Origin of the sequence: Mycobacterium shottsii, assembly GCF_010728525.1 — a bacterium.
In the GTDB taxonomy this organism is placed as follows: Bacteria; Actinomycetota; Actinomycetes; order Mycobacteriales; family Mycobacteriaceae; genus Mycobacterium; species Mycobacterium marinum.
This window is the reverse complement of the sequence record NZ_AP022572.1, coordinates 4849036-4874592: the sequence shown is the minus strand read 5'-3', so window position 1 is coordinate 4874592 and position 25557 is coordinate 4849036. Positions and strand designations below refer to the sequence as shown.

The following is a 25557-nucleotide window of genomic DNA, read 5'->3' as shown; positions in this document are numbered from 1 at the left end:
AAAGAAGCCATTTTTACTGAACTTGGTTGGGGTTGCCTTCGTTTGGTGAGACTTTTTGTCTCAGGTTTTGTGCCGCCCCGGCCGACCTGGGTCAACCGGCGCTTTTGTCCGCCAAATGGGTGTGACGAGTGGCCGCAGCGGGGTGTCGCGTGTGTCCGCGCGCCGCGGCCAGCCCGATATCAGGATCCGTTCGTCCCGTCGGCGCCGATCAATATGCCGCCGGTGCCGCCGGTGCCGCCGTTGCCGCCGGTGCCAGGGGTGCCGCCGTTGCCACCGGTGGCACCGGCATTGCCGCCGTTGCCGCCGTCCCCGCCGCGCCCGATGTTGAACAGTCCGCCGCCGTTGCCGCCGTCACCGCCGTTGCCGCCTGCTCCGACGAAACTGTTGCCACCGACAGCACCGTCGCCGCCGAAGCCCGCGCCCCACAGCGCGGCGCCTTGGCCGCCCGCACCGCCGTCCCCGCCAGTGGCGGTGCCGAATCCGCCAACTCCGCCGATGCCACCGACGCCCAGTCCCGTGAGTGTGACGCCCTGGCCGCCGACACCGCCCGCGCCACCGGTTGTGCCGGCGCCGCCCATCCCGCCGAACCCTCCGACACCCGCGCCGACGAGCACACCGGCCACGCCGCCGTCGCCGCCGGTGCCACCGATGTCGCCGCCGTAGCCACCGATGCCGCCGGCCCCGGACTGGGCGTAGCCGATGATCACGCCGCTCTCGCCGCCGGCCCCACCGGAGCCGCCCAGGCCGAACAGCAGGCCGCCGCCCGCACCGCCGTCGCCGCCGACACCGCCGGAGGTTGTGCCGGTTCCGCCGGCGCCGCCGGCGCCACCCAGACCAAACAAACGACCGGATCCTTCGCCGCCGACTCCGCCGTCCCCTCCGGCAGTAGCGCCGGTCCCGCCGGCGCCGCCGGCCCCGCCGGCGCCCTGAGTGGAGTCACCGCCAGCCCCGCCATTGCCGCCCCAGCCCAGCAAGGGGGCGCTGCCGCCAGCCCCGCCTGCGCCGCCGATCTCGCCGACGCCGGTCACCGAGCCCCCGGCACCTCCGTTGCCGCCGCTACCGGCGAGCCAGCCGCCGCTGCCCGCGGCTCCGCCGGCCCCGCCGAGGAAGCCGTTGCCGCCGTTGCCGCCGTTGCCGATCAGTCCGGCCGAGCCGCCGGTGCCGCCACTCTGGGTGCCCCCGCTGGCGAAGCTGTAGCCGTTGCCGCCGTTGCCGTACAAGAATCCGCCGGCACCGCCGTTGGGGCTCGTCGCGGTTCCGTTGGCGCCGTCGCCGATCAGGGGCCGTCCGAAGATCGCCTGGGTGGGTGTGTTCAGTGCGCCCAACACGTTGGATTCCAAGGTCTGCAGTGGGGAGACGTTGGCGGCTTCTCTGCCGGCGTAGGCTCCGCCGGCAGAGTTGAGTAGCTGCATGAAGCCCTGGTGGAACTGCGCGGCCTGAGCGCTGAGCGCTTGATATTGCGCGCCGTGACTACTCAGTAGTGCGGCGATGGCCTGCGACACGTCATCGGCGCCCGCCGAGAGCACGCTGGTGGTCGACGCCGCGACGGCGGCGTTGGCCGCGCCCAACGAGGTGCCGATACTCGCCACGTTCTCGGCTGCCGCGCTCACCAGCTCCGGGGCCGCGATCACAAACGCCATTTGAACCTCCACCTGTGTGATGTGCCTTACACATAATAGGAATGCCTGGGCCTTTTGGGGCGGCGTTGCCCGATCTGCTCCCAACCTGGCGTTTCGAGCCTGGTCCGGGTCGGTATGGTCGCGCATACCCGACTCCACCCGCCGGGTGAACCGAGCCGGTGCCGTTCGAGTAGTTCGAGTGGAAGGCCGTGATGATGATCATCGCCGGGTTGATATTCGCCGCGCTGGCGGGACTACTGCACGTCTACATCTTCACCATGGAGTCGCTGACCTGGACCTCGCCGCGCACCCGCGCGACGTTTGGCACGACGGCGGAGGAAGCTGAAACCACCAAGCTGCTGGCCTTCAATCAGGGTTTCTACAACCTGTTTCTGGCGATTGTCAGCGGATTGGGCATCGCTGGTGTGGCCATGGGCCACAACGGGATCGGAGCCGCACTCATCTTCGCCGGCATCGGATCGATGGCCGCGGCGGCGGTCGTGTTGTTGATCTCGGCGCCGGACAAGGCACGAGCCGCGGTGACACAGGGCCTGTTCCCGGTGATCAGCCTGGTCCTGCTCGGGCTCGGGCTCGCGTCGTAGTGTGATTCGCTGCTGCCTTGATTCTGTGACGGGTGTTACATCGCCTCGGCTTTCGGGTACCCGAAAAGGTATCGGAAGAGGAGATTGCGATGACGCACACAGAAGATCGCCCCGCCCGGTTGGGCATGCCACGCTCACGCGGCGCGGTGACCGGGATACTTCTAGTGGTTCTGGGCGCCTGGGGAGCGCTGATCCCATTTGTCGGGCCTAGCTTCGATTTCGGCTATACCCCTGGCCACGCGTGGACCGCCGCCCGAGGTTGGCTGGAGGTGTTGCCTGGCATCGTGACCGTGGTCGCTGGGCTGCTATTGATCATTTCCACAAACCGCGCCAGTGCGGTGTTCGGTGGCTGGCTGGCCGGTCTTGCCGGAGCCTGGTTTGTGGTCGGCGTGTCGCTGGCCCCACTGTTGAGGATCGGCTCCGTTGGTGACCCGGTCGCGGCCACGAACTTCAAACGCGCCCTCATCGAGGTCTCGTACTTTTCGGGCCTGGGTGTGGTGATCGTGTTCTTGGCCGGTGCCGTCTTGGCAAGGCTGGTGGCGCGATTGGCGCGCGATGTCCAACCGGTACCCGCGCCGGCCGAGGCGCCGGCCTATGCGGCCTACGCGCCCGAGGCGGACCAGACAGCCGAGGAGGAGCCGCAGGACGAGCCCGAGTCCAAGGATCCCGAGTCAAAGGACGAGGCAACGGAAGAGGAAGCGCCGAAGGAACCCGAGGAGAGCGAGGCCGGGACCGAGCATCACGGCCTGGCGTTTCACCCGTTCCGGCGACACCGCGCCGGCGTGTAGCCGGCGGTTAGAGCGACCTGGCCGCCGGCCGGCGCCGGTACTAACCGGACTGGCCGGCGCCGCCCGCGGCGCTGGGCACAAATTGGAAGGAATTGCCGCCCTGGCCGCCCGCGCCCGCACCCGTGCCGCCCGAGCCGCCGCTGGTGGTGTCCGTTCCTCCGTTGCCGCCGTTGACTCCATCGGCGCCGTTACCAGCGTCAAGGCTCAAGGTGGAGGCCAGGGGACCGCCGCCGCCACCGCCGCCGGTGCCCCCGGGAGCCCCGGTGCCTCCGGAGCCGCCGAAGGCGCTGCTGAAGGTGGTGCTGCCGGCGAACGCTATGGCGTTGCCTCCCGCGCCTCCATTTCCGGCGGTGCCACCGGCGCCGCCGGCGGCGCCTCCTCCGCCGCCGCCCCCGCCGACGGCACCCGTCCCGGCGGCGGCACCCGCGCCGCCTCCTCCTCCGCCGCCGCCGGTACCGCCTCCGCCGGTACCGGCGCTGGGGGTCGGGCCGGTGTTGCTACTGGATGCCGTGCCGCCGGTGCCGCCGGTGCCGCCGGTGCCGCCTTGGCCGCCGAGGGCACCGTTGCCTCCGCCGTTGCCGCCGTGGCCGCCCGCGCCACCTCCTCCGCCACCGCCGGCATATCCGACGGCGGTATCGATGCCAGAGGTGTTGTTGCCGCCATTTCCGCCATTTCCGCCAATACCGCCTTGGCCGCCCTGACCGCCGATGGCGTTGGCGGCCCCGGGCGGCCGCCGGCCCCGCCGTTGCCGCCGGTACCGCCGCTCGCGCTGGCGGTGCCGCCGGTGCCGGTGTTGATACCGCCGTGGCCGCCGGCGCCACCGTTGCCGCCGAGACCGCCGTTGCCACCGGACCCGCCGCCGACCCCACCGATGCCGGCGCCGCCAGCGCCTCCGTCACCCCCGGCGCTCCCAGCGCCACCGGGGCCGCCCGTGGTCGGCGATGTGCCGTCGGTGCCGGTGGTGCCGATGCTGCCGGCCCCACCGTTGCCGCCGAGACCGCCGTTGCCGCCGGTACCGATGTCGCCGTCGGAGCCGGCATGCGCCAAGAAATTGACTGGTACGGTCACGGCGCCGGCGGCCCCCGCGGCGCCGGCGGCGCGGCCGGTGCCGCCCATTGCGCCGTCGCCACCGGTCATGCCAAAGCCCGTTGCGACGCCGCCGTTGCCGCCCAGGCCGCCGGCCCCGCCCAGGCCCCCGGCCCCGCCGCCACCACTGGACCCACCGATCAGCGACTGGTCGGCACCACCGGCCCCGCCGGTCCCGCCGGCCCCACCGAAACCACCGATTTGTCCGGTCACGCCGGCTGAGCCCAACGTTCCCGCGGCTCCGTCCGCGCCGGCCCCGCCGGCCCCGCCGGCCCCGCCGGCCCCGCCAGCCCCGCCGGCCCCGAACAACGACACCAGTTGCCTATTGGCCCCACCGGCCCCGCCGTCACCGCCAGCCCCACCCGCTTGCGCGGTGCTGCCGACCGCACCGGCTCCACCGGCCGCACCCGCTCCACCGGCGCCACCGACCCCGCCGTTGCCGCCGCCGATGAGCCCGTTGGCGCCGCCGGTCCCGCCGGCTCCGCCAGCCCCGCCGGGAGTGGTCGCGCTGCCGCCGGCGCCGCCGGCCCCGCCGGCACCCCACAGGCCCGCTGATCCGCCCGCGCCGCCGGCCTGCCCGGGCGCGCCCGACCCGCCGATGCCGCCGTTTCCTACCAGCCACCCGCCGTCCCCACCGGCCGCCCCGGTGCCGTCCACCCCATTGGCGCCGTTGCCGATCAGCGGGCGCCCGGTCAGCATTTGGCTGGGGGCGTTGATGCCCGCCAGCAGGTCCTGCTCCAGGGTTTGCAGCGGCGAGGCGTTGGCGGCCTCAGCCCCCGAATAGGCTCCTGCGCCGGTAAGTAGTGCCCGGACAAAGTCGGTATGGAACTGCTCCATGCGCGCGCTGAGCGTTTGAAATTCTTGCGCGTAGGCGCCAAACATTCGGGTGACAGCCGCTGATACCTCGTCGCCGGCCAGTGGGGCTATCGCCGTGGTCGACGGCGCCACTGCCCCGGTAGCCGCCCGCACGGCATCCCCGATCCCACTCAAATCGTTTGCTGCCGCGGTCAAGAACTCAGGTGTTGCGATTACAAAAGACGACATCGTCGGCGCTCCTGCGGTAGGGCGGTCAGTCTCCTATAAGAATGTGACACCCGCCTCACGCGCAGCGCATAGAAAATTCACATTGTTAGCAAAAAATTTGCAAACACCGCCCAGCTCCACGATGGGTTCGGGCCGTTGGACTTCTTCCCGCCCTCAGAGCAGGCTGAGTAGGCGCAGGTCGCTGACGTACTTCACGATGATCGGCGCGCCGACGTGCGGAATGTCTTTTTCGGGGCCGATCTTCGCCTCTTGCACCGCCGCCCGGAAGCGATCGGTAGGGGCGATCGACCCGCGGACGGGCCGCTCCGGCTGCCGATAGTTGTGCAACAGCGGCAGCAGTGAGCTGTGCCGCTGCCGATCGGGCAGCGCGCGCAGTGCGGTTTCGAAGCGCTGCAGCCAGTCGCCATAGTCAGCGATGCGCTGGATGGGGCAACCGGACTCGTTGAGCCAGTCGACGAACTCGTCGAGTCCGATGCCGTCGTCGTAGGGGTTCATCACGTGATACGTGTGGAACCCATCCTGGCTCTGCGCACCCAAAGTCGAAATCGCCTCGGCGATGAACTCGACGGGCAGACCGTCATAGTGGGCGCGTTGCCGGGCGCCGTCGGCCGCAAGCTCATAGAACGAACCCGGCGCGATACCGGTGGCCGCCAGGCTCAGGATCATCCGGGTGAACATGTCCGGCACATTGAGCTGACCCGCCCATGTGGTGTCGGCCAGGATCATGTCGCAGCGGAACACCGCAACCGGCAGGCCACACAGGTCATGCGCCTCGCGCAACAGCACCTCGCCGGCCCACTTGCTGTTCGAGTAGCCATTGGCGTAGCTGTCGTCGACCGCGCGGGTGGCGCTGATGACCCGGATGTCGGCGTCCTCGGTGAACGCCGACGGCGGGATTTGGTCGGCGACACCGATTGTCGAGGTGTAGCTGTAGGGCTTGATCTTGGAGGTGAGCGCCAGCCGCAGCAGCTCGGCGGTGCCCAGCGCGTTGGGCCCGAACAGCTGGCTGTATGGCAGTACGTGGTTGACCAGGGCCGCGGGGTCGACGATCAGGTCGACGGTGTCGGCCAGGCGTTGCCAGGTCTGTCGGTCCAGTCCGAGGTCGGCTTCGCCCTTGTCACCGGCGAGCACCTCGAGGTGGTCGGTGGCCAGTGCACGGTAGTGGGCCAGCAGTTCGGGGTCGCCGCTGTCGAACGTCTTGTCCAGCCGCGCCCGTGCCTCGGTGTCGGACTTGGCCCGGACCAGGCAGATCAGTTTGCCGTCGACCAGGTCCATCCGCTCCAGCCATTCCAGGGCCAGGTAGCGCCCGAGGAAGCCGGTGGCGCCGGTCAGCAGAACGGTGCGCACTTGGGCGTTTGCGGCGGGCAGCCGGGGAGCTTCGGCCAGGGTTGCGGCATCGATGAACTTGTCCAGGGATAGGTCACCGGCATGCACCTGGGTGACCTGCTCATTCGAGGCGCCGTGGACTGAGGCGAAGGTCGGCCGTGTCGAGCCGGGTTTGCGAGCCGCCTCGACGTAATCGGCCAGGGCCTGCAAGTCGTTGGCGGGGCTGACGATGACGCCCACCGGCACTTCGATGTCGAAGATCTCGTGCAGCAGGTTGGTGAACGACAGCGCCGACAGCGAGTCGCCGCCCAAATCGGTGAAGTGCGCATCGGGCTGGACGTCAGAGGCGCTGCCGCCCAACAGCGCGGCCGCCGCACGGCACACCGTCACCAGCACCGGCGCATCGGCACCGCTTTGGCGCAGCGAGCGCAGTTCGTTGGCCTGGCCGTGTGCCAGGTCCGTGTAGATCTGCTCGAGAAGCTCGCCGTAGTGCTTCTTCAGCTGCGGCCGGGCCAACTTGCGGATGCCGGTGAGCAGGCCGTTCTCCAGCGTCCATGGCGTTGTCTCGATGATGAAGTCGCGCGGGATCTCGTAGGACTGCAGCCCGGCGGCCTTTGCGACCTCTTGCAGCGAGTCGCCCAGCCGCGCCTTGAGCTCCTCGACGGGCACGGCGTCCAGCGCCTCCTGGGTAGGGACGATCACCGCCAACAGGTAGGCACGGGCGCTGTTGCCGTAGATGTAGATCTGCCGTACCAGTGGGCTGTCGCCAAACACCGCTTCGAGTTTGGAGATGGTGACGAACTCGCCCTGCGACAGCTTCAACACGTTGTTGCGACGGTCGAGGTACACGAACTGTTCGGGGCCGACCTCGGCCATGATGTCGCCGGTCCGGTAGAAGCCGTCAGCATCGAACACGTCGGCGGTGACTTCGGCTCGCTGATAGTAGCCCGGGAACAAACTATCGGTCTTGACCAGCAACTCGCCTCGCGGATGCGGCCGGTCGGTCAGGAAGTAACCCAGGTCGGGAACATCGACCAGCTTGTAGTCGAGTACCGCCGGGCGCCGAATGGCTCCGTCGATCAGGATCATGCCGGCCTCGGTGGAGCCGTAGCCCTCGACCAGATGCATGTCGAGCAGCTCCTCGACCCACGCCTTCATCTCGTCGGAGATCGGGGCGGAGCCGGTCAGTGCGCTGGTATACCGTCCACCGATCACGTCGTTGCGTATCTCGGCCTTGACCCGGGCTTCGAGCGCGACCCGGTCGGTGCCGTCGACCAGGCGGCGGTCGACCTCACTCTGGAACTCGTCGAACACCATGTCCCAAACGCGTGGCACAAAGGTCAGCTCGGTGGGCCGCACCAGCGCCAGGTCTTCGAACAAGGTGGAGAGATCGCTCTTGGCCACGAAGTAGGCGGTGCCGCCATTGCACAGCGTCCCGTACAGGATTTGGCGGCCCATGACGTGACTCATTGGCATGAAGTTCAGCGTGATCGACGGCTCGTAGCCGCCTTCGAACCAGGTGCGCTTGCGCCAGAAGGTCGCAACGTTGCGTCGGGGGTACATCGCGCCCTTGGGCGCACCGGTGCTGCCCGAGGTGTAGATCAGTAGCGCGAGCGACTCGTCGGACACATCGGTGCCGGGCGCCGAACCGGCGGACGCACCGCGGGACGCGTCGCCGCGCGTGATGGCCTCGGCCAGGGTTTCGACGACCGCCGAGCCGGCCAGGCGCTCCCGGGCGGATTCGACCGCTGCGCGGTGTGCGTCAACCTGCCGGTAGTGGTCGAACACCAGGACTCGGGTAGCGGTCTGACCGGACAGAGCCAATTCGGTGGCGTCATCGAGTGCGTCGACGCTGGCCGCGATCATGGTGGGCTGGGTCTCGGCGACGATCGGCCGCAGCTGGGTTATCGCCGCGCTGGTCTGCAGCGGTACGGCCACCGCGCCCAGTCGCGCCAAAGTCATGTCGATCGTGGCGTAGTCGACGCTGTTGAAGCCCAACAAGCAGACCCGGTCGCCCGGTCGCACCGTCTGTTCGGCGCTGAGCACGTCGGCCAGTGCACTGATGCGGTCCCAAAGCTCGCCGTAGCTGATGGTTTCGAAGTGGGGGAGCAGCCGCAGCGTGGTGTGGCCGGTGCCGGCGTCGGTCACGAATTCGACCGAACGGTGAGCGAGCGCCGGCCGATCGGCGTATCCGGTCATGACGCTCTCGATGATCTGGGGTAGCGGTAATCCCGGCCGCTCGATCGCTGCGGTGATCGCCGTGGCGGGTTTGGCGGCGGCGAACTGCGGGTCGTTGGCGTAGAGGTCCTGGATGCGGCGCTCGAGCCGCTCTTCACGCGTGATTGGCGACATGGCAGATCCTTGCAAAGGCTCAGAAATCGAGAATTTGACCGCGCGACGTTGCGCTAGACAACTAGAATGTTAGCTAAAGTAAATAACTTTCTCAATGCCTCGGCCCGGCCAAGTGCCGCCAAATGGTGTGATCTACCCCACCGCCGAATCCAGGTGTCGACGGATGGGGGACGGGCCGGTCAGAGGTCGGCCAGGATCTGGCACAGGATGTCGAGGCCTTCGGACAGCAGCTCGTCGCTGATCGTCAGCGGGGGCAGCAGCCGGATCACGTTGCCGAACATTCCGCACGTCAAGACAATTACGCCGGCGGCATGGGCGGCGGCGGCCAGCTTTTGGGTGAGTGCAGCGTCGGGTTCGGCGGTGCCCGATTTCACCAGCTCCATGGCGATCATGGCGCCGCGGCCGCGCACATCGCCGAGGCGGTCATCGGCGGCTTGCAATCGCAGCAATCGGTCCATCACCAGTCGTTCGATCTGGCGGGCCCGTTCGACCATGCCTTCGCGTTCGATCGTTTCGATGGTGGCCAGGGCCGCCGCACATGCGACCGGGTTGCCCCCGAAGGTGCCGCCCAAGCCGCTGGTGTGCGGGGCGTCCATGATCTCGGCCCGGCCGGTGACCGCGGACAGGGGGAATCCGTCGGCGATGCCTTTGGCGGTGACGATCAGGTCGGGCTCGACGTTCTCGTGGTCGCACGCGAACATGGCGCCGGTGCGGGCAAATCCGGTCTGCACCTCGTCGGCGATGAACACCACGTCGTTGTCGCGGCACCACCGCTGCAGCGCGGGCAGGAAACCGTCGGCCGGAACGATGAAGCCGCCCTCGCCCGCGATCGGTTCGATGATGACCGCGGCCAGGTTGGCGGCGCCGATCTGCTTGTCGATGAGGTTGATGGCGCGTTCGGCGGCAAGTTCACCGTCGGTGGCGATGTCTTTGTCGAGCAGGTTGTCGCGGTAGGGGTAGGACACCGGTGCGCGGTAGATCTCCGGCGCAAAGGGGCCGAAGCCGCTCTTGTACGGCATGGACTTGGCGGTCAGGGCCATCGTCAGGTTGGTGCGGCCGTGGTAGGCATAGTCGAACGCGACCACGGCCTGCTTGCGGGTGTGTGCGCGGGCGACCTTGATGGAGTTCTCCACCGCCTCGGCGCCGGAGTTGAACAGCACCGTCCGTTTCTCGCCGGAGCCCGGGGTGATCCGATTGAGCTCTTCGGCGACGGCCACGTATTGCTCGTAAGGGGTCACCATGAAGCAGGTGTGGGTGAACTGCTCCACCTGGGCCTGTACCGCGTCCACGACGCGGGGCGCCGCATTGCCGATAGTCGTGACGGCGATGCCGGAGCCGAGGTCGATCAGCCGGTTGCCGTCGGCGTCCTCCACGATTCCGCCACCCGCGCGAACCACGAACACCGGCAGGGTGACCCCGACGCCACCCGACACCGCCGCGGCCCGGCGCTTGTTGAGCTCCAACGATGCGGGGCCGGGGATTTCGGTGACCAAGAGACGACTTTGATCGAGGCTGGCCACGAGTGTTCTCCTCTCGCGCGGCGCGGCGGTCGCGTCGCGGGTAAAAGCGTATCTGCTCACCCCAGCCCGGCGATCCCTGTGGGGCGGGACGGCAATGGGGCGGGTGCCCGTCGGGGTACGACCTGCGGGAATGGCAGACTGGACCGTTACGAGGCGCGCGAGCCCGGTGTCACGCTCGGCGCCGCCCTCGAATACCGAGGGAATACCGATTCGAAAGACAGGCGTGTTGATGGAGAGTTTCGTCCTATTTCTGCCGTTCCTGCTCATCATGGGCGGCTTCATGTATTTCGCTTCGCGACGGCAGCGCAAGGCCATGCAGGCCACCATTGACCTGCACGAGTCGCTCGAGCCTGGCGACCGGGTGCACACTACTTCTGGCCTACAGGCCACCGTCGTCGGAATCACCGAGGACACCGTCGACCTCGAGATCGCCCCCGGTGTGGTCACGACCTGGATGAAGCTGGCCGTACGCGACCGGATCCTGCCCGATGACGACTCCGACGGCGAGCTCGATGCAGAAAGCCCGGAAATCTCGGAAATCTCGGAAAGCCACACAGCCAAGGAGTTGTGATCGGGGTTCGGGGTCCGAACACGGCAAGCCGCGTGCGTGACGCACGCGCCCCGCAGCGCCACGTAGGCTCTGTCGGGGGTAAGAACGGAATTTCAAGGAGATAAACGGAACGTGGCGTCGTCTTCTGCGCCGGTGCATCCTGCCCGCTACCTGTCGGTGTTTCTGGTCCTGTTGATCGGCGTCTACCTGCTGGTTTTCCTCACCGGGGACAAGAAGGCGGCCCCCAAACTGGGTATTGACCTGCAGGGCGGCACTCGGGTCACGCTGACCGCGCGGACCCCGGACGGCTCGGCCCCCAGCCGCGAGGCGCTGGCCCAGGCCCAGCAGATCATCAGCGCCCGGGTCAACGGGCTCGGTGTGTCTGGCTCCGAGGTCGTTGTGGACGGTGACAACCTGGTCATTACGGTGCCCGGAAACGACGGCAACGAAGCTCGCAACCTCGGGCAGACCGCGCGGCTGTACATCCGGCCGGTGATGAACTCGATACCGGCCCAGCCCGCTGCCCAAGAACCGCAGCAGGAACCGCAGCAGCCGGGCGGCACTGCGCCCGCCCCAGGCGGACCGGCACCGAATGCGGGGCAACCGCCCGAATCCGGTGCTCCCGCTGCGCCACAACCCGGCGCGCCGGCTGCCCCGCAATCGGGAGTTCCGGGCCGCCCGGGGGCGCAGCCGCGGCCCTATCCGCAGGACCCACCGGCGTCGCCGGCTCCCGCTCCCAGCCCGACCCCGACGGGCAGCCCCGCGCCGCCCGCCACCGGGGCCCAGCAGCCGGCGGACTTGCCGCCGGGCGAAGAGCCCGCGCTGCCGGATCCGCGCAAGGATCTCGCTGAGCGCATTGCGCAGGAGAAGAAGTGGCGGCAGAGCACCAACCAGTACATCCAGATGGTCGCTCTGCAATTTGAGGCCACCCAGTGCGGCAAGGACGACATCCTGGCCGGCAACGATGACCCGAAGTTGCCCCTGGTGACCTGCTCCACCGACCACAAGACCGCCTACCTGCTGGCGCCGTCGATCATCAGCGGCGATCAGATTCAAAACGCCACCTCCGGAATGGATCAGCGCAGCATCGGCTACGTGGTGGATCTGCAGTTCAAGAGCCAGGCGGCCAACACCTGGGCTGACTACACGGCCGCCCACATCGGTACTCAGACCGCCTTCACCTTGGACTCACAGGTCGTGAGCGCACCGCAGATTCTGGAGGCGATACCCGGCGGCCGGACCCAGATCAGTGGGGGAGAGCCACCATTTAGCGCATCGACCGCACGCCAGCTGGCCAACGTCCTGAAATATGGTTCGCTGCCGCTGTCTTTCGAATCGTCTGAGGCGCAAACGGTTTCGGCGACACTGGGTTTGACGTCGCTGCGGGCGGGCCTGATCGCGGGCGCGATCGGTCTGGCGTTGGTGCTGCTCTACTCCCTGCTGTATTACCGGGTGCTCGGGTTGCTCACGGCGCTATCGCTAGTTGCCTCTGGCGCAATGGTTTTCGCGATCCTGGTGTTGCTGGGTCGCTATATCAACTACACCCTGGACCTGGCGGGTATCGCGGGTCTGATCATCGGTATCGGCACCACCGCCGACTCGTTCGTGGTGTTCTTCGAGCGAATCAAGGACGAGATCCGTGAGGGTCGTTCGTTCCGCTCGGCGGTGCCACGAGGTTGGGCGCGCGCCCGCAAGACGATCGTGTCGGGTAACGCGGTCACCTTCCTGGCCGCCGCGGTGCTGTACTTCCTGGCAATCGGGCAGGTGAAGGGTTTCGCATTCACGCTGGGCCTCACCACGATTCTGGACATCGTCGTGGTCTTCCTGGTGACCTGGCCGCTGGTCTACTTGGCCTCTAAGTCGCCACGGTTGGCAAAGCCGGCTTACAACGGCTTGGGTGCGGTTCAGCAGGTTGCTCGCGAACGGCGTGCCTCCGACTCGAGGACTCGATCGGGCATCGCAAAGACGGGACGGGGATAACGCCATGGCGTCGGAGACCAAGGCCGAAACCACAGCCAAGAACACCAAGAAGGACGCTTCGGCGGTCGAACTCACCCAAGCCTCCGAGGGCTCGGCCGAACTGAGCGGCTCGGGCAGCGTGAAGGCCACTGGGCTGCCGCACCACAACCTGCTCTCCCGGCTCTACACGGGTACCGGGGCCTTCGAGGTGGTGGGACGGCGCAAGCTCTGGTACGGCATCAGCGGGGCGATCATGGCGATCGCGATCCTGAGCATCATCGTGCGCGGCTTCACGTTCGGGATCGATTTCAAGGGCGGCACCACGGTGTCGTTCCCGCGTGGTGACAGCCAGGTCACTCAGGTCGAAGAGGTTTTCCACAACGTCGTGGGCAGCGATCCCGAGTCGGTCGTCACCGTGGGTAGCGGCGCTTCGGCGACCGTGCAGATCCGGTCCGAGACGCTGTCCAACGAGCAGACGGAAAAGCTGCGCGACGCCCTGTTCGACGCGTTCCACCCCAAGGGGGCCGACGGCAAGCCCAGCAAGAAAGCCATCAGCGACGCCGCGGTATCGGAAACCTGGGGTGGGCAGATCACCAAGAAGGCGGTGATCGCCCTGGTGGTGTTCCTGGTGCTGGTCGCCATCTACATCACCGTGCGCTACGAGCGGTACATGACGATCTCGGCGATCGCGGCGATGATTTTCGACCTGACCGTCACCGCAGGGGTGTACTCCCTGGTGGGCTTCGAAGTCACCCCAGCCACCGTCATCGGACTGCTGACGATCCTCGGGTTCTCGCTCTACGACACCGTCATCGTGTTCGACAAGGTCGAGGAAAACACGCACGGCTTTCAGCACACCACTCGGCGCACCTTCGCCGAGCAGGCCAACCTGGCGGTGAACCAGACATTCATGCGCTCGATCAATACCAGCCTGATCTCCGTATTGCCGGTGCTGTCACTGATGGTGGTGGCGGTCTGGCTGCTGGGCGTCGGGACGTTGAAGGACCTGGCGCTGGTGCAGTTGATCGGCATCATTGTGGGCACCTACTCATCGATCTTCTTCGCCACTCCGTTGCTGGTGACCCTGCGTGAGCGCACCGAGCTGGTGCGGTCCCACACCTGCAAGGTGATCAAGCGTCGCACTCCGGCTTCGCGTGCGGCCGGCGAGCGCGCCGCAGCCGATGCCGAGTCGGGGCAGGAGCTCACCGAGACCGCGGCCGCCGAGACGCCGACAGAGACTGCGCGCCCGGATGAGAAGGCTGACGCGAAGCCGGCCGCATCGAACAAGCCGGCGCCAGGTGCGCGCCCGGTGCGCCCCACCGCTACCAAACGTCCGACCGGCAAGCGCAACGCCGGCCGTGGGTAGTCGCGATGGCCAGCTGTCGTCGTGAACGCAACTTCAGCCGGTGGTCGGGATTGCGCAATGTCCTGCGGCGCGGTTTCGGGGGCAATGGGCACAAGATCGCCGCTGTCGGGGTCGCCGCGCTGGCTGCGGCATCCTCGCTGAGCGCGTGCTCGGGTAGCGCGGCGGGGCAGATCGACTATGTGGTCGATGGTCCGCTGCCCACCTACAACACCAACACCGTCACCGGAGCCGCATCCGCCGGAGCGCAGGCGTTTGCCCGAGTGCTGACGGGGTTCGGGTACCACGGACCCGACGGCCAGGTGGTGGCCGACCACGACTTCGGAACGATCTCGGTGGTGAGCGGCGCGCCCTTGGTGCTCGATTATCAAATCGCCGACGACGCCGTCTATTCCGATGGCAAGCAGGTTACTTGTGACGACCTGGTGCTGGCCTGGGCCGCAGAATCCGGGCGTTACCCGGGTTTCGATGCCGCAACGCAGGCCGGCTACGTCGACATCGCCAACATCGAATGCACGCGCGGGCAGAAGAAGGCCCGAGTGTCCTTCATCCCGGACCGCGCGGTCGTCGACTACGCCCAGCTGTTCACCGCGACATCATTGATGCCGTCGCACGTCCTGGCCGATGAGCTTGGCATCGACGTCACCTCGGCGCTGCTGGACAACAAGGCTCCCCAGGTGGAGCAGATCGCGCGACTGTGGAATACCACCTGGGATCTCAAGCGGGGTGTGGATCTCAAACACTTTCCGTCTTCGGGGCCGTACAAGATCGAGTCGATTCTCGACGATGGTGGCGTGGTGCTCGTCGCCAACGACCGTTGGTGGGGCGCCAAGGCGATCACCAAGCGGGTCATCGTGCGGCCGCAGGGTCCCGACATCCAAGACCGGGTCAATAATCGTGACGTCGACGTCGTCGACGTCGCGGCCGGGTCCTCGGGGACCTTGACCACCCCCGACAATTACCAGCTCACGGATTCGCCATCGGAGGGAATCCAACAGCTGATCTTCTCGCCGAAGGGGCCGCTGGCCGATGTTCGCAATCGTCGCGCCGTCGCGTTGTGTACGCCACGGGACGCGATTTCGCGCGACGCCGGAGTTCCGATCGCCAACTCGCGGCTCAATCCGGCCACCGAGGACGCCATCGCTGGGGCCGACGGCACCGCGGAGGGGGGCAAGTTCACCAAGGGTGATTCGGGCGCCGCACGCGATGCGCTCGGCGGTGCGCCGCTGACCCTGCGCATCGGCTACCACGGGCCCAATGCACGGCTGGCGGCCATCATCGGCGCCATCGCTAAATCGTGCGGGCCGGCCGGCATCTCGGTTTCTGATATGACGCTGGACACAGCGGGGCCCGGGGCGCTTCGGGACGGCAAGATCGATGTTTTGCTGGCCAGTACCGGTGGGGCCTCCGGTAGCGGGTCCACGGGTTCGTCGTCGATGGATGCATATGACCTGCACAGCGGTAACGGAAACAACCTGTCGGGCTACGCAAATCCGCAAATTGACGGCATCATCAGTGCACTTGCGGTGTCCGCTGATCCGGCAGAGCGTGTCAGGTTGCTCGCCGAGGGGGCGCCGGTACTCTGGGACGAGATGCCAACGTTGCCGTTGTACCGGCAGGAGCGCACGTTGCTGATGTCAAAAAAAATGTATGCCGTGAGCAGGAATCCGACTCGCTGGGGGGCAGGCTGGAACATGGACCGATGGGCGTTGATGCAGTGACAGATTTAGTGGTAACTGGGCGGGGGAGCGCCCCCGTCGCGGATCTGATCTCGTCGCTGACCAGGGACGTGGCGGATTTCCCCGAGCCTGGAATTCAGTTCAAGGATCTGACTCCGCTGTTTGCCGACCGTGAGGCGATGGCTGCGGTGATCGACGCGCTGGCCGACATCGCGGCCGGCACCGACCTGGTGGCCGGTATCGAGTCGCGTGGGTCGCTGGTTGCCGCGGCCCTGGCCGCACGCCTGGGCACCGGCGTGCTGTCCATTCGCAAGAGCGGCAAGCTGCCACCGCCGGTGCTCACCGAGGAATACGACAGGGAATATGGCGCTGCCAGCATGGAGATTCCCGCCGACAGTCTCGAGCTGCGGGGACGTAGCGTGGTTATCATCGACGATGTGTTGGCCACGGGTGGGACCCTCGGGGCGGCAACCCGCTTGCTGGAGCGCACTGGTGCCAAGGTGACCGGGGCGGCGGTGGTGGTCGAACTGACGGCGCTGGGCGGTCGCAAGGCGATCGCGCCGTTGCGGGTGCACAGTCTGAGCCGGGCCTAGTCTGCGCCGGCAGCGGCCGAGAACGAGCGGGGCAAGTCCAACTTTGGAGATATCCTCTAGGTCGGAGGTGACGACGGTGGCCGATGACCAAAGCACGACGCAGGCAGTCGTGCCGTCCGTCGAGTCGCCACCGGTTGTAGAGGCGCCCGAGGCGGCGCCGGCTGAGACCCTCAAGACAACCAGCAGCGCCTCCCGTCGGGTGCGGGCCCGGCTGGCCCGCCGGATAACCGCTCAGCGCAGCGCCATCAACCCGGTTCTCGAGCCATTGGTGGCGGTGCACCGCGAGGTGTACCCCAAGGCCGACCTTTCGCTGCTGCAGCGGGCTTACGAGGTCGCCGACCAGCGCCACGCCGGCCAGTTCCGGCATTCCGGTGATCCTTACATCACCCACCCGCTGGCGGTTGCCAACATCCTGGCCGAGTTGGGCATGGACAGCACCACCCTGGTGGCGGCGCTGCTGCACGACACCGTCGAAGACACCGGATACACCCTCGAGGCGCTTTCCGAAGAGTTCGGCGAGGAGGTGGGCCATCTTGTCGACGGGGTGACCAAGCTGGACCGGGTCGTGCTCGGTAGCGCTGCCGAAGGCGAGACCATCCGCAAAATGATCACCGCCATGGCTCGCGATCCGCGGGTGCTGGTGATCAAGGTGGCCGACCGGTTGCACAACATGCGCACCATGCGCTTTCTGCCCCCGGAGAAGCAGGCGCGCAAGGCCCGCGAGACACTGGAAGTCATTGCCCCCCTGGCGCATCGACTGGGTATGGCCAGCGTCAAGTGGGAGCTCGAAGACCTGTCGTTTGCCATCCTGCATCCCAAGAAGTACGACGAGATCGTGCGCCTGGTGGCCGGCCGAGCGCCGTCGCGCGACACCTACCTGGCCAAGGTCCGTGCCGAGATCATCGCCACGCTGAGTGCATCGAAGATCAAGGCCACCGTGGAGGGACGCCCCAAGCACTATTGGTCGATCTACCAGAAGATGATCGTCAAGGGCCGCGACTTCGACGACATCCACGACCTGGTCGGCATCCGCATCCTGTGCGACGAGATCCGGGACTGCTATGCCGCGGTGGGCGTGGTCCATTCGCTGTCGCAGCCGATGGCGGGACGGTTCAAGGACTACATCGCCCAGCCCAGATACGGTGTGTACCAGTCGTTGCACACCACCGTGGTCGGCCCGGAGGGTAAGCCGCTGGAGGTGCAGATCCGCACCCGCGACATGCACCGCACCGCCGAATACGGCATCGCCGCGCACTGGCGCTACAAAGAGGCCAAGGGCCGCAACGGTGTTCCCCATCCACATACGGCGGCCGAGATCGACGACATGGCGTGGATGCGTCAACTGCTCGACTGGCAGCGGGAGGCCGCCGACCCGGGCGAATTCCTGGAGTCGCTGCGTTACGACCTTGCCGTACAAGAGCTTTTCGTGTTCACGCCCAAGGGCGATGTCATCACCTTGCCCACCGGATCGACACCTGTGGACTTCGCCTATGCGGTACACACCGAGGTTGGTCACCGCTGCATCGGCGCCAGGGTCAACGGGCGGCTGGTGGCACTGGAACGCCAGCTGGAAAACGGCGAAGTGGTAGAGGTTTTCACCTCCAAGGCGCCCAATGCCGGGCCATCGCGGGACTGGCAGCAGTTCGTCGTCTCGCCACGCGCCAAGACCAAGATCCGGCAGTGGTTCGCCAAAGAGCGGCGTGAGGAGGCGCTGGAGGCGGGTAAGGAGGCGATCGCGCGCGAAGTGCGCCGCGGTGGGCTTCCGTTGCAGCGCTTGGTCAATGGCGAGTCCATGGGGGCGGTCGCCCGTGAGCTGCACTACACTGATGTGTCGGCGCTCTACACCGCCATTGGCGAGGGGCACGTGTCTGCCCGCCATGCCATGCAACGGCTGCTGGCCGAGCTTGGCGGCATCGACCAGGCCGAGGAGGAGCTCGCCGAGCGGGCGACGCCGACCACCATCCCGCGCCGTCCGCGCAGCTCCGACGACGTCGGGGTCTCGGTGCCCGGTGCCCCCGGCGTGATGACCAAGCTGGCCAAGTGCTGCACACCGGTTCCCGGTGACAACATCATGGGTTTTGTCACCCGCGGCGGCGGAGTCAGCGTGCATCGCACCGACTGCACCAACGCGGAGTCGCTCAAACAGCAGTCCGAGCGCATTATCGAGGTGCATTGGGCGCCGTCGCCGTCGTCGGTGTTCCTGGTCGCCATTCAGGTGGAGGCACTGGACCGGCACCGGTTGCTGTCGGATGTGACCCGGGTGCTGGCCGACGAGAAGGTCAACATCCTGTCGGCGTCGGTGACCACCTCGGGGGACCGGGTGGCGATCAGCCGGTTCACCTTCGAAATGGGCGACCCCAAGCACCTGGGGCATCTGCTCAACGTCGTGGGCAACGTGGAGGGCGTGTACGACGTCTATCGGGTGACTTCGGCCGCCTAGGGCGTGTCTGCTTAATGTGAATGGTGTTTTGGCTGATGCTGTTTGGGTGATGCGGACGCATGCGATTTCTGATGATTTGTGGTCGCTGATCGTGGCGGTGTTGCCTGCGGGGCGGCGGCGTGGCCGGCCGTGGAACGATCATCGACGTACTCTGGAGGGCATTATCTGGCGTTACCGTGCGGGATCTCCGTGGTGTGACCTGCCCGAGCACTTCGGTCCCTGGCAATCGGTGGCCGAGAGGCATCTACGCTGGTCGGTCGATGGCATCTACGCGCGGATCTTCGCGGCGATCGCCTCTGACCTCGACGCCGAGGACGCCGACCTGGGCGCACTGTTGTCGGTCGATTCGACCAGTGTGCGCGCCCACCGACACGCAGCCGGAGCGCGCCCCGGGCGCCGCACAGGGGGATCTGTCGAATTACAAGAAATATCTCGATGAGCCCGATGACCACGCCATTGGGCGTTCCCGCGGCGGGCTGACTACCAAGATCCACGCCTTGACCGACCAGCTGTGCAGTCCGGTCACCCTGGCACTGTCGGCCGGTCAAGCCGGTGATAATCCGATGCTTTGGCCATTGCTGGCCGCCCGGTGCAGCAACTCATACGCCCCGTTTCGCCTGCTGGCGGACAAGGCGTACTCCCATGACTCGACGCGGGCACAGCTGCGCCGGCTCAAGATCGCCCATACCATCCCCGAGCGCAGCGACCAGATCACCCGCCGCAAAGCCAAAGGCCGCAACAGAGGACGGCCTCCGGGGTTCTCAGGCCGAATCTACAAGCACCGCAACACCGTCGAGCGAAGCTTCAACCGGCTCAAACACTGGCGCGCGGTCGCCACCTGCTACGACAAATACGCCCTGACCTACCTCGGCGGTGTCACCTGGCCGCCATCATCACCTACCACCGCGTCCGCAATTAGCAGACAGGACCTAGGGCGTGTCTGCTTAATGTGAATGGTGTTTTGGCTGATGCTGTTTGGGTGATGCGGACGCATGCGATTTCTGATGATTTGTGGTCGCTGATCGTGGCGGTGTTGCCTGCGGGGCGGCGGCGTGGCCGGCCGTGGAACGATCATCGACGTACTCTGGAGGGCATTATCTGGCGTTACCGTACGGGATCTCCGTGGTGTGACCTGCCCGAGCACTTCGGTCCCTGGCAATCGGTGGCCGAGAGGCATCTACGCTGGTCGGTCGATGGCATCTACGCGCGGATCTTCGCGGCGATCGCCTCTGACCTCGACGCCGAGGACGCCGACCTGGGCGCACTGTTGTCGGTCGATTCGACCAGTGTGCGCGCCCACCGACACGCAGCCGGAGCGCGCTCCGGGCGCCGCACAGGGGGATCTGTCGAATTACAAGAAATATCTCGATGAGCCCGATGACCACGCCATTGGGCGTTCCCGCGGCGGGCTGACTACCAAGATCCACGCCTTGACCGACCAGCTGTGCAGCCCGGTCACCCTGGCACTGTCGGCCGGTCAAGCCGGTGATAATCCGATGCTTTGGCCATTGCTGGCCGCCCGGTGCAGCAACTCATACGCCCCGTTTCACCTGCTGGCGGACAAGGCGTACTCCTATGACTCGACGCGGGCACAGCTGCGCCGGCTCAAGATCGCCCACACCATCCCCGAGCGCAGCGACCAGATCACCCGCCGCAAAGCCAAAGGCCGCAACGGAGGACGGCCTCCGGGGTTCTCAGGCCGAATCTACAAGCACCGCAACACCGTCGAGCGAAGCTTCAACCGGCTCAAACACTGGCGCGCGGTCGCCACCCGCTACGACAAATACGCCCTGACCTACCTCGGCGGTGCCACCCTGGCCGCCATCATCACCTACCACCGCGTCCGCAATTAGCAGACAGGACCTAGTCGAGGAACACCGACTTGATGGTCACATCAAGTGCTGGCGGTCCGTCCTCGCCGCCACCGGCGACACCGGCCTTGGCGATCTTGTCCAGCGTTTCCAGCCCGTCGGCTTGGATGGTGCCGAACACGGTGTACTGGGGCGGTAGCTGCGAGTCGCGATAGACCATGAAGAACTGGCTGCTGTTGGTATCCGGGCCGGCATTGGCCATGGCCAGAGTGCCGCGCGGATAGATCACCGGCTGGCGCAGTGCCGGGTCGTTGGGCGGGTACTGGTCGGTGGGGTACTCGTTGGCGAATTGGTAGCCCGGACCGCCGGTTCCGTCGCCCTTCGGGTCGCCGCACTGCAGCACCGACAGCGTCGGCGAGGTGGTCAGCCGATGGCATTTGGTGTCCTTGAAGAAGCCCTGCTGCGCCAGGCTCGCGAAACTGTTTACCGTGCAAGGTGATTCGTTGTTGGCCAGCATGAGGCCGACCTTTCCTTGGCTGGTCATCATGCTCGCGCTCACCTGGGTCGGTTCGGTCGGCACCTTGCCCGACCGCGGCGGCTTGGCCGGCTTGGCGGCCTTGTCCGGGGACGCCGGGTATTGGCAGTTGGCGCCGAGGTTGGCCGAAGGCTTGAACGCCGGCAGCGGCGGTACCGAGTCGTCGGTGGGCGCAGCGGCGGAGCTGGTCGGCTCGGAACTGCTGGGGCTCGCGGAGGCGGTGGTCTTGTGATCGCCCTTGTTCATCACCACAACGACCACTACGGCGGCGATCACGGTGACCGCAGCCACTGCGCTACCCACGATCATCAGGATCCGTCGGCGCTTGGCCTGCTTGGCGCGGCGCTCCAGCTGCCGCTCTAGTTTGCGCTTGGCTGTGGCACGTCGCTGCTGGTTGGTCGGCACGGCCGATGTCCTCCCTGCTTGTCCGGTGAATCGGGCCGAGTGGCCAGCTCAGGCTAATGTGAGCGCCGAAACCCTTGTCACGCACCCCACGGTGTTGGCCCATATCGTCGCCGGACCGAGGGAATGGGAAACTGGGAATCGTGTTGATCACCGGATTTCCCGCCGGCGTGTTGCAGTGCAATTGTTACGTGCTGGCCGAGCGGCCTGGAACGGACGCCATCATCGTCGACCCCGGCCAGCGTGCGATGGGCCAACTGCGTCGTATCCTCGACAAGAACCGGCTGACTCCGGCCGCGGTGTTGATCACCCACGGGCACATCGACCACATGTGGTCGGCTCATAAGGTCTCGGATACGTTCGGCTGCCCGACCTACATCCATCCCGAGGACCGATTCATGCTCAAAGACCCCATCTACGGCCTGGGGCCGCGGGTGGCACAGCTGTTCGCCGGTGCCTTCTTCCGTGAGCCCAAACAGGTCGTCGAACTGGACCGCGACGGCGACAAGATCGACCTCGGCAACATCTGCGTCAACGTGGATCACACACCCGGGCACACCCGCGGATCGGTGTGCTTCCGGGTGCCGCTGGCGGCCAAAGACGACCGCGACGTCGTATTCACCGGCGACACGCTGTTCGAGCGCTCCATCGGCCGCTCCGATCTGTTCGGAGGCAGCGGCCGTGAACTGCTGCGCTCGATCGTCGACAAGTTGCTGGTGCTCGACGACAAGACCGTGGTGCTTCCCGGGCACGGCAACTCCACCAGCATCGGTGCCGAGCGGCGGTTCAACCCGTTCCTGGAAGGGTTGAGCACGTGACGGAATTCTGTGCTCCCAAAGGCGTGCCGGACTACGTGCCACCGGACTCGGCGCAGTTTGTGGCGGTGCGCGACGGCCTGCTGACGGCCGCCCGCCGGGCCGGCTACGGCCACATCGAACTGCCGATCTTCGAGGACACCGCGCTGTTTGCCCGTGGCGTGGGTGAATCGACCGACGTGGTGTCCAAAGAGATGTACACGTTTGCCGACCGTGGTGACCGTTCGGTGACGCTGCGGCCCGAGGGCACCGCTGGGGTGGTGCGGGCGGTGATCGAACACGGCCTGGACCGTGGGGCGCTGCCGGTAAAGCTGTGTTACGCGGGTCCGTTCTTCCGCTACGAGCGTCCGCAGGCCGGGCGGTATCGCCAGTTGCAGCAGGTTGGTGTGGAGGCGATCGGCGTGGACGATCCGGCGCTGGACGCCGAGGTGATCGCCATCGCCGACGCGGGCTTCCGTTCGCTGGGGCTGGACGGGTTCCGGTTGGAAGTCACTTCGCTCGGTGATGAGACCTGCCGGCCGCAGTACCGAGAACTGTTGCAGGAGTTTCTGTTCGGTTTGGACCTTGACGAAGAGACCCGCCGGCGCGCTGCGCTCAATCCATTGCGGGTGCTCGACGACAAGCGCCCGGAGGTGCGGGCGATGACCGCCGAGGCCCCGGTGCTGCTCGACCACCTCTCCGATGTCGCCAAGCAGCACTTTGACACGGTGCTGGCGCATCTGGACGCGCTCAGGGTGCCCTATGTCATCAACCCGCGCATGGTGCGCGGGCTCGACTACTACACCAAGACCACCTTCGAATTCGTGCACGACGGGTTGGGCGCGCAGTCCGGCATCGGCGGCGGGGGCCGCTACGACGGCCTGATGAAGCAGCTGGGCGGGCAGGACCTGTCGGGCATCGGGTTCGGGCTGGGTGTCGATCGGACGATGCTGGCGTTGCGCGCCGAAGGCAAGAGCGTGGGGGAGAGCGCCCGCTGCGACGTGTTCGGGGTGCCACTGAGCGAGCAGGCCAAGCTGACGCTGGCGGTGCTGGCCGGGCAGCTCCGCGCCTCGGGCGTTCGCGTCGACCTCGCCTACGGTGATCGCGGGCTCAAGGGTTCGATGCGTGCGGCCGACCGCTCCGGTGCGCGCGTTGCGCTGGTCGCCGGGGATCGCGATATCGAGGCGGGCACGGTCGGGGTGAAGGACCTCGGTACCGGCGAGCAGGTCTCGGTGTCGACCGATTCGGTTGTCGACGACGTGATTGCCAAGCTCGGACGCTAGCCCGGCCGCGCCCCCGTCGGGGCGATCGCCGTTCGTGTCGTACCCCCGTGGCATTATCGAAGGTATGTTCGAATTCTGATACGCCAGTCGTGCGACATCCGAGTCGGCGGCGTTGCTGGATCGGGTGGGTGAGGCCGCGCGTTCAGAGGCGCAGTCAGCGGCCGGGCGCCTGGTGGCGATCGGGGAGTTGTTCGTACTGCGGTGCCGCGAGTCGGGGGAGCGGGCCCAGTGGGCAACCGATACCTGGGAGGCAGTCGCCGCCCAGGTCGCGGCCAGATTGCGCTGCAGCGTGGCGATGGGGGCGAGCTATCTGCGCTATGCGATTGCGATGCGGGATCGGCTGCCGCTGTTCGGCAAGGTGTTCGAGTCCGGTGACATCGACTATCGGAGCTTTCAGACGATTGTGTTTCGCACCGATCTGATCGCCGATGCCGACGTGTTGGTCAAGGTGGATGCCCAGGTGGCGGCGCTGGTATCGCGTCGCCCCTCGCTGACGCGCGGTGGGCTGGGCGCGGCGGTCGACCAGATTGTCACCAAGGTCGATCACGACGCGGTGCGCCAGGCGCACAAGGCGGCCTCGGACCGGTACGTCGACGTCATTGGCAGTGGTTCGGGAATGGCCTGGGTGGAGGGCAGTGTGGTTGCCACCGCTGGGCAAGCCCTTGATCGGCGACTTGATGAGTTGGCGGCCACCGTGTGTGCGGCCGATCCGCGCACGCGCAAGCAGCGGCGCGCCGACGCGTTGGGGGCGCTGGCCGCCGGTATCGAGCGGCTGGTGTGTGGTTGTGGGTCGGCTCAGTGCGCGGCGTCGGAACCGGCCCGCTCGAGCAACATCGTGATACATGTCATCGCCGAGCGGGCCAGCGTCGAGGGCGCGGGCACCGCGCCGGGCGTGCTGGCGGGGTCGGAGTGGCTTGTCCCGGCCGAGTTGGTCGCCGAGCTGGCCAAGTCCGCCAGGCTGGTGCCCGTGATCCGGCCGGCCGAGATTGCCGAACCGAGATACACCCCATCGGCGCAACTGGCTGACTTTGTGCGCTGTCGCGATCTCACTTGCCGGGCCCCCGGGTGTGACCGCCCGGCCGCCGACTGCGACGTCGACCACACGGTGCCCTACGCGGCTGGCGGCCTCACGCACCCCTCGAACCTGAAATGCCTATGCCGCAAACACCATCTGCTGAAGACGTTCTGGGGTTGGCGCGACCAGCAGTTGCCCGATGGAACCGTGATCTGGGGTCTGCCCGACGGGCATGTCTATGTCACCACCCCGGGTAGCGCGTGGTTGTTCCCCTCGCTGTGTGCACCCACCGGCCGCGTACCCGCGAGGTCGGCCGCGCAGGGCGCTTGTGGCGACGGTCGGGGCGCGATGATGCCCCAACGGCGTCGCACTCGGGCTCAGCAACGGGCCCATCTGATCGCTACCGAACGCCGTCGCAACCGGCAGGCGCGCCAACCCCGCTCCGTGTTCGCGCAGGGTTCGGACTTGCAGACCCGCACCTGCGCCGCTGCCGAGAAACCGCCGCCCTTCTAGCTGGCTCGTTGCGCCGTCAAAGATGCGTGCTAGCTGTGTAATAGCCCGAGGGCTGCCGGTGGGGCGGCTTCGTTGCGGTAGTAATCCCGATAAAAGGGGATTGAGTTCGCAAACCAAGAAAGGACTTCGGGCTGCTCGGCCAATAGTAGGTGCGTGGCGGAAAGTGCCAGGCCTTCGCGACGGCATCGAAGAGGGCATCGAGGGTTGTGATGTTCGCCCCGTTCACTGTTCGAAACTCGACTCCCGACGGAGGCATCAGTGGCGTCGGTGTGGTGGAGTATGC

At 67.0% G+C, this 25557-nt stretch carries 17 protein-coding genes and 2 pseudogenes; 13 read left to right on the top strand and 6 right to left on the bottom strand.

Translation table 11 applies throughout. The annotated features are described in order from the left end of the window. Nucleotides 1-179 precede the first annotated feature (179 nt). Complete coding sequence (locus tag G6N41_RS22505; RefSeq protein WP_198965701.1) at nt 180-1640, bottom strand: PE family protein; 1461 nt, start codon at nt 1638-1640, stop codon at nt 180-182. Nucleotides 1641-1834: 194 nt separating this feature from the next. Between G6N41_RS22505 and G6N41_RS22500 the strand changes: the two genes are divergently transcribed. Next, nucleotides 1835-2221, top strand: coding sequence for a DUF1304 domain-containing protein (locus G6N41_RS22500; protein ID WP_036455822.1), 387 nt, complete (start codon nt 1835-1837; stop codon nt 2219-2221). 89 nt (nt 2222-2310) lie between these two features. Continuing rightward, nucleotides 2311-3009, top strand: a complete 699-nt coding sequence (locus G6N41_RS22495; RefSeq protein ID WP_036455824.1) for a hypothetical protein — start codon at nt 2311-2313, stop codon at nt 3007-3009. 40 nt (nt 3010-3049) lie between these two features. Here G6N41_RS22495 and G6N41_RS29135 read toward each other — a convergent pair whose 3' ends face one another. From G6N41_RS29135 to gabT, 4 genes are all read right to left on the bottom strand, one after another. Continuing rightward, nucleotides 3050-3217 (bottom strand): hypothetical protein, encoded by a 168-nt coding sequence (locus tag G6N41_RS29135; RefSeq protein ID WP_231608674.1) that lies wholly within the window; start codon nt 3215-3217, stop codon nt 3050-3052. A gap of 107 nt (nt 3218-3324) precedes the next feature. Continuing rightward, a complete protein-coding gene (locus G6N41_RS30370; protein ID WP_263013093.1) occupies nt 3325-5139 on the bottom strand; it encodes a PE family protein in 1815 nt (604 codons plus the stop codon). Nucleotides 5140-5292: 153 nt separating this feature from the next. Beyond that, nucleotides 5293-8817, bottom strand: a complete 3525-nt coding sequence (gene car / locus G6N41_RS22485; protein ID WP_198965700.1) for a carboxylic acid reductase — start codon at nt 8815-8817, stop codon at nt 5293-5295. A 179-nt stretch (nt 8818-8996) separates the two neighbouring features. Continuing rightward, nucleotides 8997-10337, bottom strand: coding sequence for a 4-aminobutyrate--2-oxoglutarate transaminase (gene gabT / locus G6N41_RS22480; protein ID WP_198965699.1), 1341 nt, complete (start codon nt 10335-10337; stop codon nt 8997-8999). A gap of 229 nt (nt 10338-10566) precedes the next feature. Between gabT and yajC the strand changes: the two genes are divergently transcribed. The 8 genes and pseudogenes from yajC (at nt 10567) to G6N41_RS22440 (ending at nt 20774) form a co-directional block, all read left to right on the top strand. After that, complete coding sequence (gene yajC / locus G6N41_RS22475; RefSeq protein WP_036455828.1) at nt 10567-10908, top strand: preprotein translocase subunit YajC; 342 nt, start codon at nt 10567-10569, stop codon at nt 10906-10908. A gap of 111 nt (nt 10909-11019) precedes the next feature. Further along, the gene (gene secD / locus G6N41_RS22470) at nt 11020-12867 is read left to right on the top strand and encodes a protein translocase subunit SecD (protein ID WP_198965698.1); all 1848 of its coding nucleotides are present in this window, start codon (nt 11020-11022) and stop codon (nt 12865-12867) included. 4 nt (nt 12868-12871) lie between these two features. After that, nucleotides 12872-14212 (top strand): protein translocase subunit SecF, encoded by a 1341-nt coding sequence (gene secF, locus G6N41_RS22465; protein ID WP_198965697.1) that lies wholly within the window; start codon nt 12872-12874, stop codon nt 14210-14212. Between the two features lie 5 nt (nt 14213-14217). After that, nucleotides 14218-15930: an ABC transporter substrate-binding protein gene (locus G6N41_RS22460; RefSeq protein WP_231608673.1), complete on the top strand. Its 1713-nt coding sequence runs from the start codon at nt 14218-14220 to the stop codon at nt 15928-15930. After that, nucleotides 15912-16481, top strand: a complete 570-nt coding sequence (locus G6N41_RS22455) for an adenine phosphoribosyltransferase (protein ID WP_166436491.1) — start codon at nt 15912-15914, stop codon at nt 16479-16481. The genes G6N41_RS22460 and G6N41_RS22455 overlap by 19 nt, the downstream gene beginning before the upstream one ends. Before the next feature lie 76 nt (nt 16482-16557). After that, on the top strand, nt 16558-18921 hold the full coding sequence (locus G6N41_RS22450) for a RelA/SpoT family protein (RefSeq protein WP_198965695.1): 2364 nt from the start codon (nt 16558-16560) through the stop codon (nt 18919-18921). A gap of 46 nt (nt 18922-18967) precedes the next feature. Beyond that, a pseudogene (locus G6N41_RS22445) lies at nt 18968-19874 on the top strand (IS5 family transposase). 26 nt (nt 19875-19900) lie between these two features. Continuing rightward, nucleotides 19901-20774 (top strand): annotated as a pseudogene (locus tag G6N41_RS22440) (IS5 family transposase). Nucleotides 20775-20784: 10 nt separating this feature from the next. Here G6N41_RS22440 and G6N41_RS22435 read toward each other — a convergent pair. Next, complete coding sequence (locus G6N41_RS22435; RefSeq protein ID WP_198965694.1) at nt 20785-21672, bottom strand: peptidylprolyl isomerase; 888 nt, start codon at nt 21670-21672, stop codon at nt 20785-20787. Between the two features lie 140 nt (nt 21673-21812). On the opposite strand from G6N41_RS22435, the gene G6N41_RS22430 reads away from it, so the two are divergent. From G6N41_RS22430 to G6N41_RS22420, 3 genes are all read left to right on the top strand, one after another. After that, nucleotides 21813-22487 (top strand): MBL fold metallo-hydrolase, encoded by a 675-nt coding sequence (locus G6N41_RS22430; RefSeq protein ID WP_198965693.1) that lies wholly within the window; start codon nt 21813-21815, stop codon nt 22485-22487. After that, nucleotides 22484-23746, top strand: a complete 1263-nt coding sequence (hisS, locus tag G6N41_RS22425; protein WP_116267798.1) for a histidine--tRNA ligase — start codon at nt 22484-22486, stop codon at nt 23744-23746. The genes G6N41_RS22430 and hisS overlap by 4 nt, the downstream gene beginning before the upstream one ends. 112 nt (nt 23747-23858) lie before the next feature. After that, nucleotides 23859-25274, top strand: a complete 1416-nt coding sequence (locus tag G6N41_RS22420; RefSeq protein ID WP_231608672.1) for an HNH endonuclease signature motif containing protein — start codon at nt 23859-23861, stop codon at nt 25272-25274. Nucleotides 25275-25557: the final 283 nt, after the last annotated feature.

Bases quoted from the DNA above. Each gene is read 5' to 3' on its own strand.
- G6N41_RS22505 (WP_198965701.1), bottom strand. From the start codon at position 1,640: ATGGCGTTTGTGATCGCGGCCCCGGAGCTGGTGAGCGCGGCAGCCGAG.
- G6N41_RS22500 (WP_036455822.1), top strand. From the start codon at position 1,835: ATGATCATCGCCGGGTTGATATTCGCCGCGCTGGCGGGACTACTGCAC.
- G6N41_RS22495 (WP_036455824.1), top strand. From the start codon at position 2,311: ATGACGCACACAGAAGATCGCCCCGCCCGGTTGGGCATGCCACGCTCA.
- G6N41_RS30370 (WP_263013093.1), bottom strand. From the start codon at position 5,139: ATGTCGTCTTTTGTAATCGCAACACCTGAGTTCTTGACCGCGGCAGCA.
- car (WP_198965700.1), bottom strand. From the start codon at position 8,817: ATGTCGCCAATCACGCGTGAAGAGCGGCTCGAGCGCCGCATCCAGGAC.
- yajC (WP_036455828.1), top strand. From the start codon at position 10,567: ATGGAGAGTTTCGTCCTATTTCTGCCGTTCCTGCTCATCATGGGCGGC.
- secF (WP_198965697.1), top strand. From the start codon at position 12,872: ATGGCGTCGGAGACCAAGGCCGAAACCACAGCCAAGAACACCAAGAAG.
- G6N41_RS22460 (WP_231608673.1), top strand. From the start codon at position 14,218: ATGGCCAGCTGTCGTCGTGAACGCAACTTCAGCCGGTGGTCGGGATTG.
- G6N41_RS22455 (WP_166436491.1), top strand. From the start codon at position 15,912: ATGGGCGTTGATGCAGTGACAGATTTAGTGGTAACTGGGCGGGGGAGC.